We start from the raw sequence: 16,497 nt of genomic DNA, 5'->3' as shown, positions 1-16,497 counted from the left end.
CCACCGCCCCAGCCCCGTTGCGTACATGTTGGGTGGGGCGTACCCAACAGGTACCCAACAGGGCTGCAGCGTTGGCTGTTCGGCGCCCAACGCCGTCCTGCTGTTGGGCGGTGCGGCCGGGGTGGGGCGGCGCCGGTGGCGTGTTGGATTCGTGGGCACCGGCCGCGGTTGGTCGCGGTCCGACGTGTCGCGCCGCGACCTACGCGATCGGTGCGGCGCTGACGGCCCGTGCGGCACCTACCTTCGGCGACGCGCTGCTGGCAGACAAACATCACCGAACGGAGCGGACTGCTGGGTGAGACGACCCTGGCGCAGAGTGCTGAGCAGCTGGGGATCAGCGCGGGTCTGGCCTCGTTGTGGCGGCGGCGGGCAGAGGAGCGGTTGGCGCGGCGATCCACGCCGGCGACCTTGCGTTCGTGCCGATCCGGGCCGGGCGACGTGACGACAGCCGCGGCGGATCGGATCGGCGGCAGCGTTCAGAGCAGCCTGACCGGGTTCGCTGACCGGCCTGCCGCGCAACGCCCCCGGATGGTGGTGTCCGTTGCCAACGAGGTTTGTCCGTATGCCACTCAACTTCGTACCGGAAGAGACCCGAACGAGTGAGTTGGCCCGTCCCGTGCTCGCCGACGTTGAGAACCGCGCTTCTGGCCACAGATCCGTAAAACCGCAGTTCGGCGGCCATGTTGACAGACTTAAGTGGCAAGGAACCCATCCAAGACAAGACTGGATGGCAGGAACAAACTTCGCTGGCAATGGACAGGTGGGCAACAGCAGTCAACAGGGCACGGCGAGGATCAACGGGGGTTCGGTTGTTGGCGTGCTGTTGGGTGCCGGTCTAGCCAACAGGGCGGTGTTGGGTACCGGACGGCAGGCATTCGGTGGCAAGGCATCGGACTCATGCAGAACTCGGTGCCGGCGCCTCGGGGATCGGGGCGCGGCCGGCCTGTGTGGCCGTGTTCGCACTCGATCACTGACGGCTGGAAGGAGCGCTGCTCCCTCGGCCTCGTCCCGGTTCCCGGTGGCGCCCTTCATCCCGACTTGGAGCCCCGCTGTGCGGGGCGGGAGGTGCCATCATGTACCGCCGCATCACGAACCGTGTCATCGCGGTCGTTGTGACCGTCCTGCTCGTCGCGGCCACTGCCGTGCCGGCGTGGGCCGCACCGCCGGCCGATCCGAACCCGACCGCTCGCATCAACGCGACCATCACGAACATCACGAACATCACGAACTGGGTCACCGGGATTCTGATCGGGATCGCCACGCTGTTCCTGACGGTGGGTGGGCTGCGCCGGATGACGGCCGGCGGCGACCCGGCGGAGATCGAGAAGTCGAACTCCGCGTTCAAGAACACGACCGCCCGAGCACCTGACCACAGCAGCGACCGCCAGAGCACTGAACGCTGGACGCCCGGCATCCCGTACCGGTCGTCGAGCCCGGACGCCCGCCGTCCCAGCCGCCGGATCATGTCTCATCTCGCGACGCAGCGCCGCCGCCCCGCCGCTGACCCGGTATCGATTCGGTGCCCGCAGGGCTGGGGCGGCTGGTCGACGCCCCTGGTCGACTCCCCGGTCTGTTGGCCGGTCAAACCCCCGGCACAGACCCGGCAGGGTACTGCCGGGCCTGTGCCGCCCTCAGCCAACCAACACCGCAGGTAGGAGCCATCATGTCCGCACGCCCCGAAACCCGACACCCCTCCCAAGGGGACAGGTCCAGACGGGGAGGCACGGATACCACCATGCCACCCGCCACCGGACCCACCGGACCCGCTGGACCCGCTGGACCCGCTGGCAGGCCAGGCGCGCCGGGCGTTCCCGCAGGGCCCGTCCCGCCCCCACCGCGCCTCACGGTCTGGGATCGCCTCACCGCCGCGCGGGCCAGACGAAACGGCGCCGACGATGTGCGCAATCTCGCCAACGAACACGGGCTCGCCGCCATCGACGACTACGACCGGCTCATCACACTCGGGCGCATAGCAAAATCCACGGCTCAGCCCGTACAAGGCCCGCCGGCGGCCGGATGACGTCGGCCTTCGCCTGCGCCCGGCCGCACCGGCTCGCCGCCGTCGCCCCGGTCGCCGGCCTGCGCGCCGGCCGCCCCGACCCGCAGAACCCCGCCCAGCCCGACCCGTCGTCGTGCGCCCCGGCCCGTCCGGTCCCGGTCATCGCCTTCCACGGCCAGCAGAACTACACCAGCCCCTACCAGGGCGGCGGCAGCGACGTCTGGCGCTACTCGGTCCCGGCCGCCCAGGCCCGCTGGGCGGCAATCAACCGCTGCATCTCGGGCCCGGTCACCGTCTCCGTCACCACCCACGTGACGAGGAGCAGCTAACCGAACTGCGCCGCCGACACCGTGCTGTACACGATCAGTGACGTCGGCGGCCACACGTGGCCCGGCACCCCGGCCGCCTCCCCCGGCAACGGCACCACCACCCAGAAGATCAGCGCCAACACCCTGATGTGGCAGTTCTTCCAGCGCTTCACCCTGCCCACCTGACCGCGGAGCACCGTCGGGCTGCTGGCGCACAAGGCCGGTTCTCCGCGTTGGACTGCCCGGCGCCTCGTCCCGGGAATGCCGCGTCCTCGCAGGTGGACGGTGGTGCGACGTCCCACCGTCCCAGGTGTGCGCCGCGGGCTGGTCCGCGGCCGGGTCGCCGTGCCATGCTCCCTGCCGCCGGGCCGTGCAGGGAAATGCGGTCCGGACCAAAGCGCCAGTTGGCGCCACGCCCGCCGTCTCCGCACTGCCGTGTTACGCACCGTCACTATTCGTGACAACCCGCCGATCTGGGCTGATCGGCGGGACAGCGACGGACGGTGAGCACGGGCGTGGTCCGCCAACTGTCCACCGACACGTGGAGCAACCCAATGACCGACGCCCTACCCGACGAAGTCGATCCAACCGTCCAACCGCCCGTGGCAGTACCGTATCTGCTGGTCATGCCCGGCGGCGATGGACAGCCGCAGCCGGTCGCCTGGCCCGGCACCGCCGAGGGGCAGACGACGTGGGCGATTCCGGTGACGATTCCCGCGGGAACCCCGGGATTCGCCGTGTTCGTGCCGCTGGTCCCAGGCGCGGCGGCCAAGCCTGTCGAGGGCATGACGGCCGCGCCCGTTGAACCCGAGCCAGTCACGCCCGTCGCGGCCGAGCCAGTCACGCCCGTTGTGGCCACAGCCGCCGCGCCTGTTGAGGAACTGCCCGACGACGAGCTCGAAGAGGATGAAGAACAAGACGAGGAGGCTGTCGCACCGCCGCTGATGCAGCACCAGTCGGGAACGCGGCCCTTCGCACCCCCGTCTGGCGCGCCCTTCCCGCCGCATCCTGCGGTGCCCCCGTTCCAGCCCTATCAGACCGTTCCGCGGGTCATGGGGCCGCCGCGACCGCTGCCGCCCGGGTTCCTGGAAGCACGTTGGCCCGGGCCGGAGCCCGCGAGCGGCTGGCGCGTACCGGTCGCCGTGCTCGCCGGCGGGCTCGTCGCGGCGATCGTCCTGCCCGGCACGCGGGTCGGCATCGGCTGGCTCCTCGGCGGGTTCGCGCTCGTCGCCGCCATCATCGCCGGCATCTGGCCGGCCGCCGCAGCACTGCCGAAGGCCGACCGCGCGATGCGGGCCGTCTGGGCCGGCTCCGCGGTCGTCCTGCTGTCGGTGCTGGCGTTCCGCAACGCCTGGTGGCTCGTCACGTTCTGCGTGCTGGGCGCGCTCGGCTGCGCCGCCCTGGCCATCGTCGGCGGCCAACGCGTCCGCTCCATACTGTTCAGCCTCGTGGCGGCGCCGGTCGCGGCGTTGCGCGGCATCCCGTGGGTGGCCAAGCACCTCAGCGCCACCAGCGACCGGCACGGCAAGCCCCGCCACACCCAGCGCGTCGTCTGGTCGGTCATCATCACGGTCCTGTTCATGCTGGTCTTCGGCGCGCTGCTCTCCTCCGCCGACGCCGCGTTCTCGCAGGTACTCTCCGCCATCGTGCCGACGGTCAGCGTCGGCCGCGTGTTCCTGTTCATCCTGTGCGCGCTGATCGCCGTCGCGGCCGTCTACACCGTCGCCGCGCCGCCGGACCTGTCCACCATCGACAAGCCGGGCACCGCGCGGCTGCGCCGCCTGGAGTGGGGACTGCCGATCGGGGCACTGGTCCTGCTGTACAGCGGATTCGTCGTCGTGCAGGCCACCGTCCTGTTCGGTGGCCAGCACCACGTGCTGCAGACCGCCGGCCTCAGCTACGCCGAATACGCCCGCAGCGGCTTCTGGCAGCTGGCGACCGTCACCGTACTGACGATCGCCGTGCTGGGCGGCGTGACCCGCTGGGCCAGCCGCGAGGACCGGGTCGACCGCATCCTGCTGCGGACGCTGCTCGGCCTGCTCTCGTCGCTGAGCATCGTGATCGTGGTGTCGGCTTTGTCCCGCATGTACGCCTACCAGAAGGTCTACAGCTTCACCGGCGAGCGCATCTTCGTGATGGCATTCGAGCTGCTCCTCGGCATCGTGTTCATCATGATCATGGCGGCCGGCATCCGCTGGCGCGGCGCCTGGATCCCATCGGCGACCGTCGGTCTCGCGGTCGTCATGCTGCTCACCCTCGCGGTGCTCAACCCGGAGGACTACGCGGCCCGCCGCAACATCGCGCGCTACCAGGAGACCGGCAAGATCGACGCCTGGTACCTGCGCGCCCTGTCCTCCGACGCCACCCCGGCCCTGTCGACCCTCCCGGACTCGGTCCGCCGCTGCACGCTGAGCTGGATCGTCGACGACCTGGACGAGCCGGACCCGTGGTACGGCTGGAACCTCGGCCGTGAAAACGCCCGCGACGCCCTGGACCGCGTGGGCTCGTCCGCCATCGGCGGCTCGAGCGACTGCCAACGGGCCGACCAGTTCGACCTGCCGAAGACACGCTGACGCACCACCCCGGGCCGCCCCAGCATGGCGGCGGCCCGGGTTCGGGCCGTCCGGCTGCGTTCAGACCGTGCAGGTCGCCTTCGCGAGGTTCGCTTCCAGCTCGGCCTTCGTCTGCTTGACGACATACGCCGGCCGGTCGCGCTCAACGCGCCACGACTCGCTCAGCGGGCTGACGTCGACCGTGTCGAAGCCGATCCGGTCGCAGATATCCCTGGCGAAGCCGGCCGCGTCGGGATGGTCCGAGGACACCATCAGGGCGCGCCGGTCCGGCGTGCCGGACGGGGAGCCGTCGGTGGTGATGTCGGCGGCGCCGATGCGGTTGAAGGCCTTGACCACCTTCGACTTGGGAAGGTGCTCCTGCAGCAGCCCTGACGGGGTCGCCTCGCCTCGGTCGAGCTCGCCGAACCTGCCGTCGCGCTCCAAGTAGTCGCATCCTCGCCGAGCTCCTCGAGCGTGACAGCCTGACGCGGTCACTGCCGGGCATGGGCAGGGACGCGAAGGCGGCCCGCCAGACCTCCGCCCGCCTACTTGAAGCGATCGAGCCGCTTGCTGACGCGCTCCGCCTGCCGGTCCCCGACTTGGAGGCGCCCGATGTCGTCTGCGCACCCGCGTCGCCGGATCTCCAGCCGTACCTCCGCGTCCTGCGCTGGTTCCTCGAGGACGGTGAGACCGTGCGGGCCCTCAGTTTGCCCTACCAGGTCGATGCCGTCAGCCCAATCTCCGCGATCCTCGGTGGGGCGATGGACAAGCTGGCCGCGGCGATGGACAAGACCCGGACCCTGCTTGCCGTCACCGACCGCCGCATCATCACGGCCAAGGCCAACGCATTCCTGGAGCAGGGCGAGCTCCGTCTCGACATCCCGATCGACCGGGTGCGTTACGTCCGGGTGGCGACCACACCGGACAAGAACGCCCGACCAGCGGTCGACCTCATCACGCGTGACGAGAACATCCGGTGGATCTTCCCGCCGACATCGACCACGCGCACGTGGGTGCGCTCGCCGCCGTGCTCGCGGAGTCGATGGCGATCCCGGACGCCGAGCGCGACGAGCTGCTGTGGTGGCGCCGTGCCGCCGTCGAAGCCGGAGAGCAGGACGAGAGCGCAGCCGTGCAGTCCACGGAACCGGCTGGCGCCCCGACCGAACCAGGGAGCGTCGGGCGCTGAAAGCTGCCTCGGCCACTGGTCGAGGCAGTGCGTTCGACATCGACTGTCAACTACCCTCCGAGCTGGACCCACTACAGGAGGCCTTTTGTCAGCGGACCAGCGCTCCCCCTCTCCGGACCACCGCGCGTTGTTCTCCTATCTGACCGCTGACGCAGCGGACGACTACATCGCGATCATGCGGCTCTTCGCCGGCACGCTGCTCGCCGACCTGTCGGCCGAAGAGGTCGGCAGTCAGCTCACTGAGCGGGGCGTCGTCATGGATCCGGACACGGTCGAGAGTCGCTGCCGGCAACTGGTGGACTGGGGCAATCTGGTGCGCTCGGTCCGTGAGACCCGGGTACCGACCGTGGCGGCATACCATCGATCGCGGTCCCGCTACCAGGTGTCGAAGCTCGGCGGCCGGCTCCACCGCGAGGCCGAGGAGATCTTCCGGGCCGTCGACGGTGCCCGCGAGGTCGCCCGGGAACTGCTCGCTCGTATCGTCGACAGCCTCGATCACATCCTCTTGCAGGTTGGGGACGTCAACCGACGCATCGACGTGGAGACACTCGCCGGCGCGGTGACTGGCGTGTTCAACGACCACCAGATGTTCCACGAGTCGGTCACCGACTTCTACGCCTACCTGTCCGGCGTACTGACCCGATATGACCTGGGCGGCGAGGAGTACACCCAGTTCAAAGGCCTCCTGCTGGACTACGTCGACCTGATCGGCGCGGACGTGAACCGCAACGCGCCGGAGATCCTGGAGCGGCTTCGGATTCTGCTGCAGCTCATCGACCGAGTGCTCGACCACCTCCCTGCCATGCCCACGGTTGAGGGTGAGGCGTTCACGATCGAACGGCTGCCGGGCCGGACCCTGTCCGACTGGGAGCAGCTCGCCGCCTGGTACGGAGCCTCCGGCAGCCGGTCCGGCCCCGATCAGCTGCGGGCCGCCGCGCGGCAGGCGCTGGGCCAGTTGATCGCCAACGCCCGTCGCATGCTCACAGCGACCGGCACCGGGCTGTCGCGGCGTGCCGACCTGCTCAAGCTCGCGGCCTGGTTCCACAGCGCTGACAGCGATTCCGCGCACCGGCTCTACGACGCGGCGTTCGGCTGCTATCCCGCCCGGCACCTGCTGTTCGGGCCCGACGAGCCGGACACGGCGACCGGCCCCGGAACGTCATGGTGGGAGTCGGTCCCGGTGAATGTACCGGTGTCGCTGCGTGAGCGGGGCGACCGGGCCGCCCGCGGGCGCAGCTCACGCGTGCCCGACCCGGGCGCCGAGGCGCAGCGGCTGGTGGCCCTGGCGCACGAGCGCGACGCGGCCAGACGGGCGGCCGCGGCGGAACTCCTGGCCGCCGGTCCGCTACACCGCAGCCGACTCAGCAAGGCGGCCCGGGACCTGCTGCTGGAGAAGCTGTCCGCGGTCTTCGCCGCCGTGTCCACCACGGCGGCCCCCATCGAGCACCAAGACGCCGACCTCGGACTGATCCTGCGAGCAACCCCGACAAACGGCGACGCCACCATCGTGACCAGCGCCGACGGCACCATCACCATTCACGACGTCCAGCTCGTCGCGGTCCCCGTCGCCGGCGCCCCGCGCCGTCTGGCGGCGGCCGGGTGAGCGGCCGCAACCTCGCCACCGCGGACCAGTCGGCGCGGGAACGCGTCGACGCGGCGCGGACCTTGCTGGCCAACCCGCTGCTCACCGCGGCGCAGGCGGAGGAGTTGGCCCTCGTGCGGCTGCATGCCCCCGCACTGCGCGGCACGTTTAAGACTCTGCTCGGGTACAACTTGATCATCGAGTCGTCGTTCGCGAGGCTGGTCAAGGGCCCGGTAAGCCAGGACGCGCCCGCGAGACCGGCGCGCCGCCCCGACCACAGCGCGTGGACACCTATCACGTACACCCATTTGGCGCTGCTCTGCGCCGCGCTGCTGGCTCCTGGAACAGGCGAGCAGACGCTGATCTCCGCCATCATCGACCAGGTCCGCTCGGACGCCGCGACGATCGGGGTCAGCATCGGCGACACGCTGCCGGAGCGTCGCGCGCTGGTGACCGCCGTCGGGCACCTCATCGACTGGGGGGTGCTGTCCGAGACCGACGGCACGGCGGCAGGCTGGAGCGAGCGGCGCGACGAGGCGCTGCTGACCATCCACCGCGCGGTGCTGCCCCACCTCCTGGCCCGACCGCTGTCAGGCCTGTCACACCCGGACGACCTGCTGGCCACCGACCCTGCCGTAACCGACCAGCCGCGCCGGTCGCTGCGCCGCAAGCTCGTCGAGAACCCGCTCGTGCGGCGCGAAGACCTCACCGACCCCGAACGCGACGTCCTGTCCCGCGAGCGTGGCGAACTGACCCGCATGCTCGACGAGCACTTCGGCCTCACTGTCGAGGTCCGCGCCGAAGGCGTCCTGGCCTACGACGCTGGCGGCAGTCTCACCGACATCACGTTCCCGGGCACGGGCACGGTGAAGCAGGCCGCGCTGCTCCTGCTGGCCGAGCTGATCGACTCGGGTCAGCCGGACCACGCCGCGAGGTCCACGCCCGGTGTCGCCGCCGGCTGGGACACGGTCGACGAAGCGCTGGTGAGGCTCATCGACCGGCATCGCCGCGCCTGGGGCTCGACCCTGGTCGACCAACCCCTCCGACTGCGCGACGAGGTCGTCGCCCTGCTCGTGGACATAAGCCTGGCCACCGCTGGCGATGTAGGTCTGCTGATCCATCCGGCAGCCGCCCGCTACCGTCCTCAGCCGTTGTCCGCGCCGCCGACCAGAGCGTCCAGGCGCCTGGCCGGCCAAGGCGAGCTGGAGTTCGCATGAGCGACACGTTCGACGGGACACCGCTTCGGCACCATCCGTACCGATGGCGGCTGTCCCGGGCCGGATTTGTCAACGTCTGGCACTACTACGAGACCACCTTCGACATCTCTGGCGGGCGGCTCATCCTCCGCGGCACCAACGGCTCGGGCAAGTCGCGTGCACTGGAGATGCTGCTGCCGTTCCTGTTGGATGCCGACCGCCGCAACATGGGCACCGGGTCGTCCGTCCGGATGGAAGACCTGATGAACGCCGGGGCGGGCGAGCAAGGCAACCGGCTCGGCTACATGTGGCTGGAGCTGCGCCGCGACCCCGACCCGGCCGTCGACGGCGGCGACGAGCCGCAGTACCTCACCCTCGGGGCGCTGGTCCGCTTCGCGATCAGCACCAAGGAAGCCAAGGTCTGGTACTTCACCACACCACTGCGGGTCGGTGACGAACTCCCGCTGCTCGGCCGGGACCGGCAGCCGCTGTCGCGGCGGGACCTCGCAGAGCTGGTCACCGAGGAGCGCATCACCGACGTCGCCGAAAAGCACAGGGAGCGAGTCCGCACCGAGGTGTTCGGACTCACCGGGCAGCTCGGCAAGGAACGCTTCGACGGGCTGCTCAAGCTCCTGCACACGCTCCGCTCACCCGACGTCGGCAACCGGATCGAGGAGGGCCGGCTGCCGGCGATCCTCGCCGACGCGCTGCCGCCGTTGTCCGAGGACGCGCTGACCGACGCCGGGCAGCAGCTCGACGGTCTGACCAGCACCCGCGCGGACCAGGAGCGCCTCGAGGCGGCCCGTGAGCAAATCACGACGTTCCTAGACGTATACCGCAAGTATGTGACCGGGGTGCTCAGCGCCTCGCTGCTCTCGGTCAAAGACCGGGCCGCCGTGGTGCGGCGGTCCACCGGGGACGCGGCGCGGCTCGCCGCCGCCGCCGAGGAGCTGGAACGCGGTGCCGCCGACGAACAGGAACGCACAACCGCGCTCGACGAGCAGGTCCAGCAGCTGGATGCGACGCTGGCCGCGCTGCGCGAGTCGGACGCCTACCGCAATGCGTCCGACCTGCTGCAACTGACGACGGTCGTGCGGACGCTCGCTTCGACGGCGGACAAAGCGTTCGGTCACGCCGCCCAGCTGCGCGCCGACGAAGCCAGGCGGGCCCGGGAGGCCGGCCCGGTCGCCGACGACGTCGCATCGGCTGTCGCGGCGCTGTCGGATACCGTGCAGCGGCTGCAGGTGCTCCTGCCCGGCATCGGCATCGCGACGCACGGCCTACCCGCCGCCGTCCAGGTGGATCGCGGGCCCGGACCGCAGCCGACCGATCTGGTCCGGACATCCCGCGAACAGGACCCGGAGCGTCTGGCCCGTCCCGCCACTGACACCCTCACGCTCGTACCGGCTGACGTCGGCGACATCGTCGAGGCCGCCCGGCAGGTCGAGCCCGCAGCACAGGCGCGTTCCGCGCAGGCCGCCAACCGGGCAGCCGACGCCCGGAGACTGCGCCACGAGCGTCAGCGGGTCGACGCCGCCGCCACCAAGGCCGGCGACGCCGAGCAGCGAGCCGTAGAGGACGAGCAGGCCGCTGAACAGGCCGCCGAGCAGCGCGACGACGCCGCGATCGCGCTGGCCGACGCATGGCACACATGGACCACCGCCCGAGCCACCACGGACCTGCTCGGCACCACCGACTGGGCGGCACACCCGATCCTCGGCGCGCTCCTCGCCGACCGGACGGCGCTGTGCGGTGACGGGCAACCAGCGGTCACGCTGCCCGAGCTGGACCGCGCCGCCGACGACGCGGTGTCGGAGGCCGAAGCCGAGGTGGCGGCCGCACTGTCACGGCTCGACGACGCCGACGGGGTCGACGCCGCGACCGTCGGACGACTCACCACAGAGCGAAAGCACCTCCTGAAGGCGCAGGATCCCGAGCCGCAGCCACCGAACTGGGTGCGGCCGTCCGGCGGTGCTGCGCTGTGGCGATGCCTGGACTTCGCGGACGGCGTCGACGACCAGCGCCGCGCCGGCATCGAGGCGGCGCTGCTAGCGTCCGGTCTCCTCGTCGCTGAAGTCGACGAGGACGGCCGGCTCACCACCGTCGACGGGCAGCTGCTCGTCTCGCCGTCGGGAGGGCCGGCGACGCGGCCGCTGTCCGCAGTGCTCACCGCTGACCCGGACGGCCCGGTGGCGCCCAACGCGGTCGCCGCGCTCATCGAGCGGATCGCGTTCAACGACCCAGGTGCACGAACCTGGGTCGGCGACGACGGTCGCTGGGGCAACGGCCCGCTCCGCGGCCGCCACACCGTCCCGGCAGCCCGGCACATCGGCGCCGCCGCACGCGCCGCGGCACGGGCCGCCCGTCTGGCGCAGATCGCCACCGAACTCGCTGACCTGGAGGCCGCCCGGGAGGTCCGCGACCGGGATCGCGAGCAGCTGCGGCATCGGCGGCTGGCACTGCGGGACCTACGCAGGTCTGCGCCGCGGTCGATGGCGCTAGCCCAGGCAAGGGCCGAGTATGCCGCGGCGGTCAAACAAGCCAGCCGATCGGCGGCCAGCGCGGGAACGCTCCGGGCCGAGGCCGATCGGCTGGCACGCGCCTGGGCTGAACAGGACCGGGAGCACCGGCGCGTCTGCGCCGAGTTCGGCCTGCCGGCCGACGAGGAACCGCTGCTCGAACTGCGGCGCCGGGCAGACAAGGTGGTCGGCGGGTGCGCCGAAGTGGGCACCGGCGCCGCCGCGGTGCGCCAGGTGCTGCGCCGGTACGCGTCCGCCGTCGAGGCTGTCGGCAGCACGGCCGCCCGCCGAGCCGATGCGGAGCAGGACGCCGGGAACGCCTGGGAGACGTGGCGCAGCGAGGCGACGAGACTCGACGTCCTACGCGACGCGGTCGGTGCCGAGGCCGACACCGTCCAGCGGCAGGAGGCGCAGACTGAAGCAGCCCTCAAACAGGCCAGGACCCAGCTGCGCGCCGCAACCGAGACGGTCCAGCGCCTGACGCGCGAGACGGCCACCGCCGCCGCCGAAGCGGGGCACGCGCTCGGCCGCGTCCGCGAACTGAGGGAAGCGCTGGCCGAAGACACCGCAGCCGTACTGCAAAGGCTCAGCCAGCCCGGGGTCATCGAAACCGCCTTCACGACCCGGCCCGAGTCCATGTTCGCGGACGCAGCACCAGAAGCCGTCGAAACCAGCGCGGCGACGTTGCTGGCCAGCCTACGACGGGCGAAAACCGACGAGAACGCCCTCCTCCGTGCTCAACAGGCGTTCGAGCAGGCCATCTCCGGCAGCTACGACGTTTCCGCCACCGTCTCGGCAGGCATCAGGCTGTTTGAGCTGATCGACGCCGACGGCCGACGACCGCTCGCCCAGGCCGCCGTCGAGGTCGAGCAGCAGTGCGAGGCCGGCCGCGCCGCGCTCACGGCACGGGAGCAGCAGGTGTTCACCGACTTCGTCCTCGGTGAGGTCGGTGAGGAACTGCGGCGCCGACTCGGTCAGGCGACGCACCTGATCGCGGCCATGAACGACAGCCTCCGGTCGATCCGCACCAGCCAGGGCATCGGGGTGCGCCTCACCTGGAAGCTGTCCGATGACGCGAGCGGCGACATCGCGCGGATCAAAGAGTTGATCACGACTGCCGCAGCGGTCCGCACAGTGATGCAGGACCGGGAACTCACGGCGCTGCTGTCCGCCCGGGTCGCCGCCGAAGCCGTACAGGATCCGACCGCGGGATACGCCATCCACCTCCGTGGTGCGCTGGACTATCGGGCTTGGCACACCGTCGAGGTCTTCATCACCGGCCCCGAACCAGGTCGCGAGCGAAGGATTAGCCGCCGGGCGAAGTTGTCCCAGGGCGAGACACGGTTCGTGTCGTACGTGACGCTGTTCGCCGCGATCGACGCCTACCTGTCCGGCTTGGAGAACCCGGCGACATCACTGCGGCTCATCCTCCTCGACGACGCGTTCGCCAAGGTCGACGAACCCACCATCGCCGAATTGCTCGGCCTGCTGGTCCGGCTGGACGTCGACTTCGCGATGACCGGCCACGCACTGTGGGGCTGCGTGCCGCAGGTCCCGGCCCTCGACATCTACGAGATCTGCCGCGAGGAAGGCACCCCCGCCGCGACTGCCCACGTCCGTTGGGACGGTCGTAACCGACATTTCCTGCACACCGCATGAGCGATCACAAGCCACCGCTGCCGCCCGGCCTCCGCGCATATCTGACTGGCCCGGAGCTCGCGGGTGTATGGTCTACCGCCCGCGCACGGCTGGAGCGCAACGGCCTCCAGATTACCGGCACGATCAGCGTCGACCTCGACGATGCTGCGGCCGACCGCCTGTCCGGCCTGCTCAGCCGGCCGCTGCAAACCGGTCCGGGACGACCCGTCAAGCTCGCCGACCTCGATGAGGCCCTTCGCCGCTCCGCCGCCCAACTGGGCCTCGTTTCCGTGCTGCAGATCATCCACGGCCAACCGATGACCGACCTTCGCGCGGCACGCAGGGAGGTGCAGACACAATGGAACGCAGTATGGCTCCGGCTCGACGCCGCGCTGGCCGGCGCCGGACTGGCCGACGCGGCATGGGTCCCCGCCTGGATCGCCGGCATGCGAAGCACTGGTGTCCTCACCCGGGTCGGGATCGACGCCGCGGACCGCGCACTGGACCACGCGGTTGCCGCTCTCGCCGTCCTGCTGCCTCCCGGGGACCGGGCAACAGTCGAACTCGCGGCCCTGGCGAGCCAGGTCACTGGTGACGCCCACGGGCTGGACGACACGACGCTGGCGTCGCTGGTACTGCTGCGCGCCGCCGCACACGCGCACGACAGGCCGGTGCCTGAAACCGCCGCCCAACGGCGGGACCTCTGGCAGCTCCTCGGCGTCGCCACTGACGCGGTCTCCGGAACGGTCCTCACCTGGCGGCTCCAACCACCAGGTGAGGACCGCTGGTCGAGGATGATGCGAGACCGGGCCGACCTCGGTCTCATCACTCATCTCACCCTGCACGAACTCGACAGGGCTGGTGCGGTGTCCTACGCCGGACCCGGCCAGGTCGTCTCCGTCTGCGAGAACCCACAAGTGCTGCAGGCTGCCGCGCACGCCGGTGTCGAGGCACCGTTGATCTGCTTATCCGGCAACCCCGCAACCGTCGGCACGCGCCTGCTGCGAGCACTGATCTCGGCCCGGAACCCTGTCCGGTACCACGGAGACTTCGACTGGCCCGGCGTCGCCATCGCCGGGCGCATCATCAACCTCGGCGCGTCGCCTTGGCGTGTGTCGGCCATTGACTACCAAACGGCGGCGGCCGTGCTCGACCCCGACCACGCGATCGCCCTGAACGGCAAACCTGTTACTACCGCATGGGACCCTGCCCTCAGCACTGCCATGCAGGCTCGCGGACTGGCCGTCCACGAGGAATCCATGCTCGGTGTTCTCCTCATGGACCTCACTAGCGACCATGGGACGACGGTCAGCCGTTGATCGGCCGTCACGAGTTTCTACGTCTGAGTGGCGGAGCGGGTCAGGCGTTCCCAACGCTGCAGTGACTCACTCTCCTTCTTCGGTCGGCAGTGCCCCGGCTGCACGCAGCTGTTCCGCGTCGACGCCGACGAGTACCAGGCGCTGCCGGACGAACTGCAGCTGTGCTGCGCCTACTGCGGTCACCGGGCCGACGCCAGCGACTTCATCACCGACCAGCAGCTCGAGCGGGCCAAGAGCGCTGTCGGAGCCTGGGCAATGCAGCAGATGCACGGCGTGCTCGACAACGCCTTCCGGCGTTTCGCGCGGCCGCAGCCGCGCTCCGGCGGCTTCGGCATTCAGATCAGTGCCGTTCGCGGCCATTCTATCCGCAGCCGCTGCCAGGTGTTGACGAGGAGCAGCTCATCCGGGTCCGGGACTGCGTCAATTGCGGCCTTCATTACGCCGTCTTCGGTGAGCACCGTTTCTGCCCGGTGTGCGGGCCGTTGCGGCCCGACGTCGTGGCCCTCGATGCGCTCGCCGCGGAGATCGTTCGCCTCGACGCGCTGGCTCAACTGCCGGCCGATGCCACCGGGACACTGCGCGAGCAGGGCGGCTTCACCCGTATCTGGGTCGACACTCTGGAGAACCTCGTCGGCATTGTCGAGACTCTCGCCAGCGCAGTGTTTCACGCGGCCGTCTCGAACGCTGACCAGATCTTGAACGGCAAGGGCGCCATCTTCCAGCGCCTCGAGGGCACTGCCGACCTGTTCGTCGCCAACGGCTACCCTGACCTCCGCCAGCGCCTTGATTTGGCGACCTGGCAGCGGCTGCTGCAGACCTGGGCGACCCGCCACGCATTCACCCATCGCGACGGCGTGGTTGACGCCAAGTACTTGACTGCGGTGCCTTCCAGCCCAGCCCAGCTTGGCCAGCGGCTCACCGTCACCGAACAGCAGACTCGGCTGGCGATCAGCAACAGCCGGGAACTGTGCACCGCAATCGCCACCCTGATCAGTACGCCCTGATCAAGACGTCCGGTTCGATGTGCTCACGCTGGCGGCGGCGCGGCACACGTCCGTACGCCCACCGTGACCCGCAACGTGAGTCCGTGCGGACAGATGTTCACCGAGTTGCGGCACCGGCGCGTGAGAGCAGGAGACGCGTCCAACGTCGCATCCGCCCAATGAACGGCCGCCGAAATCTACCCACGACAACGCAACCCAGTCCTCCCTTACCCCCGACCAAACGCCCTGCTGCGCCAACTCAGCGGAGCTCCGGCATAGAGGGTGGTCACTCTAAGACGCCCTCGAAACCTGGAGCTCCCCGGCTGCCCAGCGCAACATGACCAGCACCGGCTCAGGTGGAATAGCCGTTTGGACGGGCTGGTGCTGTCGGTGCCGACGCTGTCGTGAAGCTGGCCGGGCACGCCGGCCAGCTTCCGAACCACGGGCGCCCACGCCGCCGGCGGTGACGAGGACAAGGGTCTCCAACCGCGCCACACCGAGCCTTTCCAGGCTGATGTTGCAGGTCGAGGTGGGTAGGGCAAACCCGAAGATCGATGAGGGAGAGTCTCCCGGTAAGACAGATGGTGCATCGCCGAGATGAAGGGCAGAACGGCGCGACCACCGTCCATGCGTCGTCGAATATAATCGATGACCACTGGCCATCAACAACCTGCGACGGCCCGGTCGCGATGGTCTTTAGTCCGTTTCACCCCGCAGGTACCGCCCGAAACCGCCTGCACCTTCGAGAGCGCGAGGTGTTGAAATCGCTATTACGCGCGGAACGGAAATGCGTCTGAAAGATGACCGACGGCAGCGACCCAGTCGTGACCATGTACAGGACATCTCCAGACCGGACCATCACCAAGAGGTTCTTCGGCCGCCTCAGCCTCGCTTGGCACCGTGAGTACTCGGCGATGTTCGGGACAGACAGGCCATGCGATGCCGAGAAGCTCAGCCACGAGATCTTGCGCGCCTATGGCAACAGATCGCGCCGCCGCTCGCTTGCTACTGCCGTCCAATCCTGCGGCTCCAGCCCAAAATTGTCCGTCGGACAGTGCGACATGATACGCGTCGACGTCCCCATCCCGACCAGCTAGCTCTAGTCCGATCTGCTCCGGGATACCGCTCCAGCCCAGATCACTCTGCACCAGCCGGACAGCTTCCTTCAGGCGGTTCAGGTCATCCTCATGCACGATTCCACCCACGATCAGCAAG

14 protein-coding genes are annotated in these 16,497 nt (G+C 70.0%); 10 read left to right on the top strand and 4 right to left on the bottom strand.

The window, feature by feature from the left end; all coding sequences use genetic code 11:
- Positions 1-1,073: 1,073 nt before the first annotated feature.
- The 3 genes from AB0K00_RS10375 to AB0K00_RS10365 all read left to right on the top strand — a co-directional run bounded on the left by AB0K00_RS10375 (position 1,074) and on the right by AB0K00_RS10365 (position 2,493).
- Positions 1,074-1,655, top strand: coding sequence for a pilin (locus AB0K00_RS10375; protein ID WP_363518324.1), 582 nt, complete (start codon positions 1,074-1,076; stop codon positions 1,653-1,655).
- Positions 1,656-2,016: 361 nt separating this feature from the next.
- Complete coding sequence (locus tag AB0K00_RS10370) at positions 2,017-2,328, top strand: hypothetical protein (RefSeq protein ID WP_363518322.1); 312 nt, start codon at positions 2,017-2,019, stop codon at positions 2,326-2,328.
- A 21-nt stretch (positions 2,329-2,349) separates the two neighbouring features.
- Positions 2,350-2,493: a hypothetical protein gene (locus AB0K00_RS10365; RefSeq protein ID WP_363518320.1), complete on the top strand. Its 144-nt coding sequence runs from the start codon at positions 2,350-2,352 to the stop codon at positions 2,491-2,493.
- Positions 2,494-2,873: 380 nt separating this feature from the next.
- Here AB0K00_RS10365 and AB0K00_RS10360 read toward each other — a convergent pair whose 3' ends face one another.
- Positions 2,874-3,224 carry a hypothetical protein gene (locus AB0K00_RS10360; protein WP_363518318.1) on the bottom strand — a complete coding sequence of 117 codons (351 nt, stop codon included), beginning with the start codon at positions 3,222-3,224 and terminating at the stop codon, positions 2,874-2,876.
- Positions 3,225-3,359: 135 nt separating this feature from the next.
- Here AB0K00_RS10360 and AB0K00_RS10355 point away from each other — a divergent pair, with 135 nt between their 5' ends.
- Entirely contained in the window at positions 3,360-4,880 is a 1,521-nt protein-coding gene (locus AB0K00_RS10355; protein WP_363518316.1) for a DUF4153 domain-containing protein, read from the top strand.
- 60 nt (positions 4,881-4,940) lie between these two features.
- On the opposite strand, the gene AB0K00_RS10350 is transcribed toward AB0K00_RS10355, so the two are convergent.
- On the bottom strand, positions 4,941-5,303 hold the full coding sequence (locus AB0K00_RS10350; protein ID WP_363518314.1) for a hypothetical protein: 363 nt from the start codon (positions 5,301-5,303) through the stop codon (positions 4,941-4,943).
- A 532-nt stretch (positions 5,304-5,835) separates the two neighbouring features.
- Here AB0K00_RS10350 and AB0K00_RS10345 point away from each other — a divergent pair.
- The 5 genes from AB0K00_RS10345 (at position 5,836) to AB0K00_RS10325 (ending at position 14,299) form a co-directional block, all read left to right on the top strand.
- Positions 5,836-6,045, top strand: coding sequence for a hypothetical protein (locus AB0K00_RS10345; RefSeq protein ID WP_363518312.1), 210 nt, complete (start codon positions 5,836-5,838; stop codon positions 6,043-6,045).
- An 85-nt stretch (positions 6,046-6,130) separates the two neighbouring features.
- Positions 6,131-7,648, top strand: a complete 1,518-nt coding sequence (locus AB0K00_RS10340) for a TIGR02677 family protein (protein ID WP_363518310.1) — start codon at positions 6,131-6,133, stop codon at positions 7,646-7,648.
- Positions 7,645-8,844 (top strand): TIGR02678 family protein, encoded by a 1,200-nt coding sequence (locus AB0K00_RS10335; protein ID WP_363518308.1) that lies wholly within the window; start codon positions 7,645-7,647, stop codon positions 8,842-8,844. The genes AB0K00_RS10340 and AB0K00_RS10335 overlap by 4 nt, the downstream gene beginning before the upstream one ends.
- Positions 8,841-13,001, top strand: coding sequence for a TIGR02680 family protein (locus tag AB0K00_RS10330; protein WP_363518306.1), 4,161 nt, complete (start codon positions 8,841-8,843; stop codon positions 12,999-13,001). The genes AB0K00_RS10335 and AB0K00_RS10330 overlap by 4 nt, the downstream gene beginning before the upstream one ends.
- Positions 12,998-14,299 carry a TIGR02679 family protein gene (locus tag AB0K00_RS10325; RefSeq protein ID WP_363518304.1) on the top strand — a complete coding sequence of 434 codons (1,302 nt, stop codon included), beginning with the start codon at positions 12,998-13,000 and terminating at the stop codon, positions 14,297-14,299. Before AB0K00_RS10330 ends, AB0K00_RS10325 begins: the two co-directional genes overlap by 4 nt.
- 66 nt (positions 14,300-14,365) lie before the next feature.
- On the opposite strand, the gene AB0K00_RS10320 is transcribed toward AB0K00_RS10325, so the two are convergent.
- Positions 14,366-14,659 (bottom strand): hypothetical protein, encoded by a 294-nt coding sequence (locus AB0K00_RS10320; protein ID WP_363518302.1) that lies wholly within the window; start codon positions 14,657-14,659, stop codon positions 14,366-14,368.
- Positions 14,660-14,781: 122 nt separating this feature from the next.
- Between AB0K00_RS10320 and AB0K00_RS10315 the strand changes: the two genes are divergently transcribed.
- Positions 14,782-15,303 carry a hypothetical protein gene (locus tag AB0K00_RS10315; RefSeq protein WP_363518300.1) on the top strand — a complete coding sequence of 174 codons (522 nt, stop codon included), beginning with the start codon at positions 14,782-14,784 and terminating at the stop codon, positions 15,301-15,303.
- A gap of 749 nt (positions 15,304-16,052) precedes the next feature.
- On the opposite strand, the gene AB0K00_RS10310 is transcribed toward AB0K00_RS10315, so the two are convergent.
- On the bottom strand, positions 16,053-16,496 hold the full coding sequence (locus AB0K00_RS10310) for a hypothetical protein (RefSeq protein ID WP_363518298.1): 444 nt from the start codon (positions 16,494-16,496) through the stop codon (positions 16,053-16,055).
- Between the last annotated feature and the right edge of the window lies 1 nt (position 16,497).

This window comes from Dactylosporangium sp. NPDC049525, from assembly GCF_040676755.1.
Lineage (GTDB): Bacteria > Actinomycetota > Actinomycetes > Mycobacteriales > Micromonosporaceae > Dactylosporangium.
This window is presented reverse-complemented; position numbering and strand designations above follow the sequence as displayed.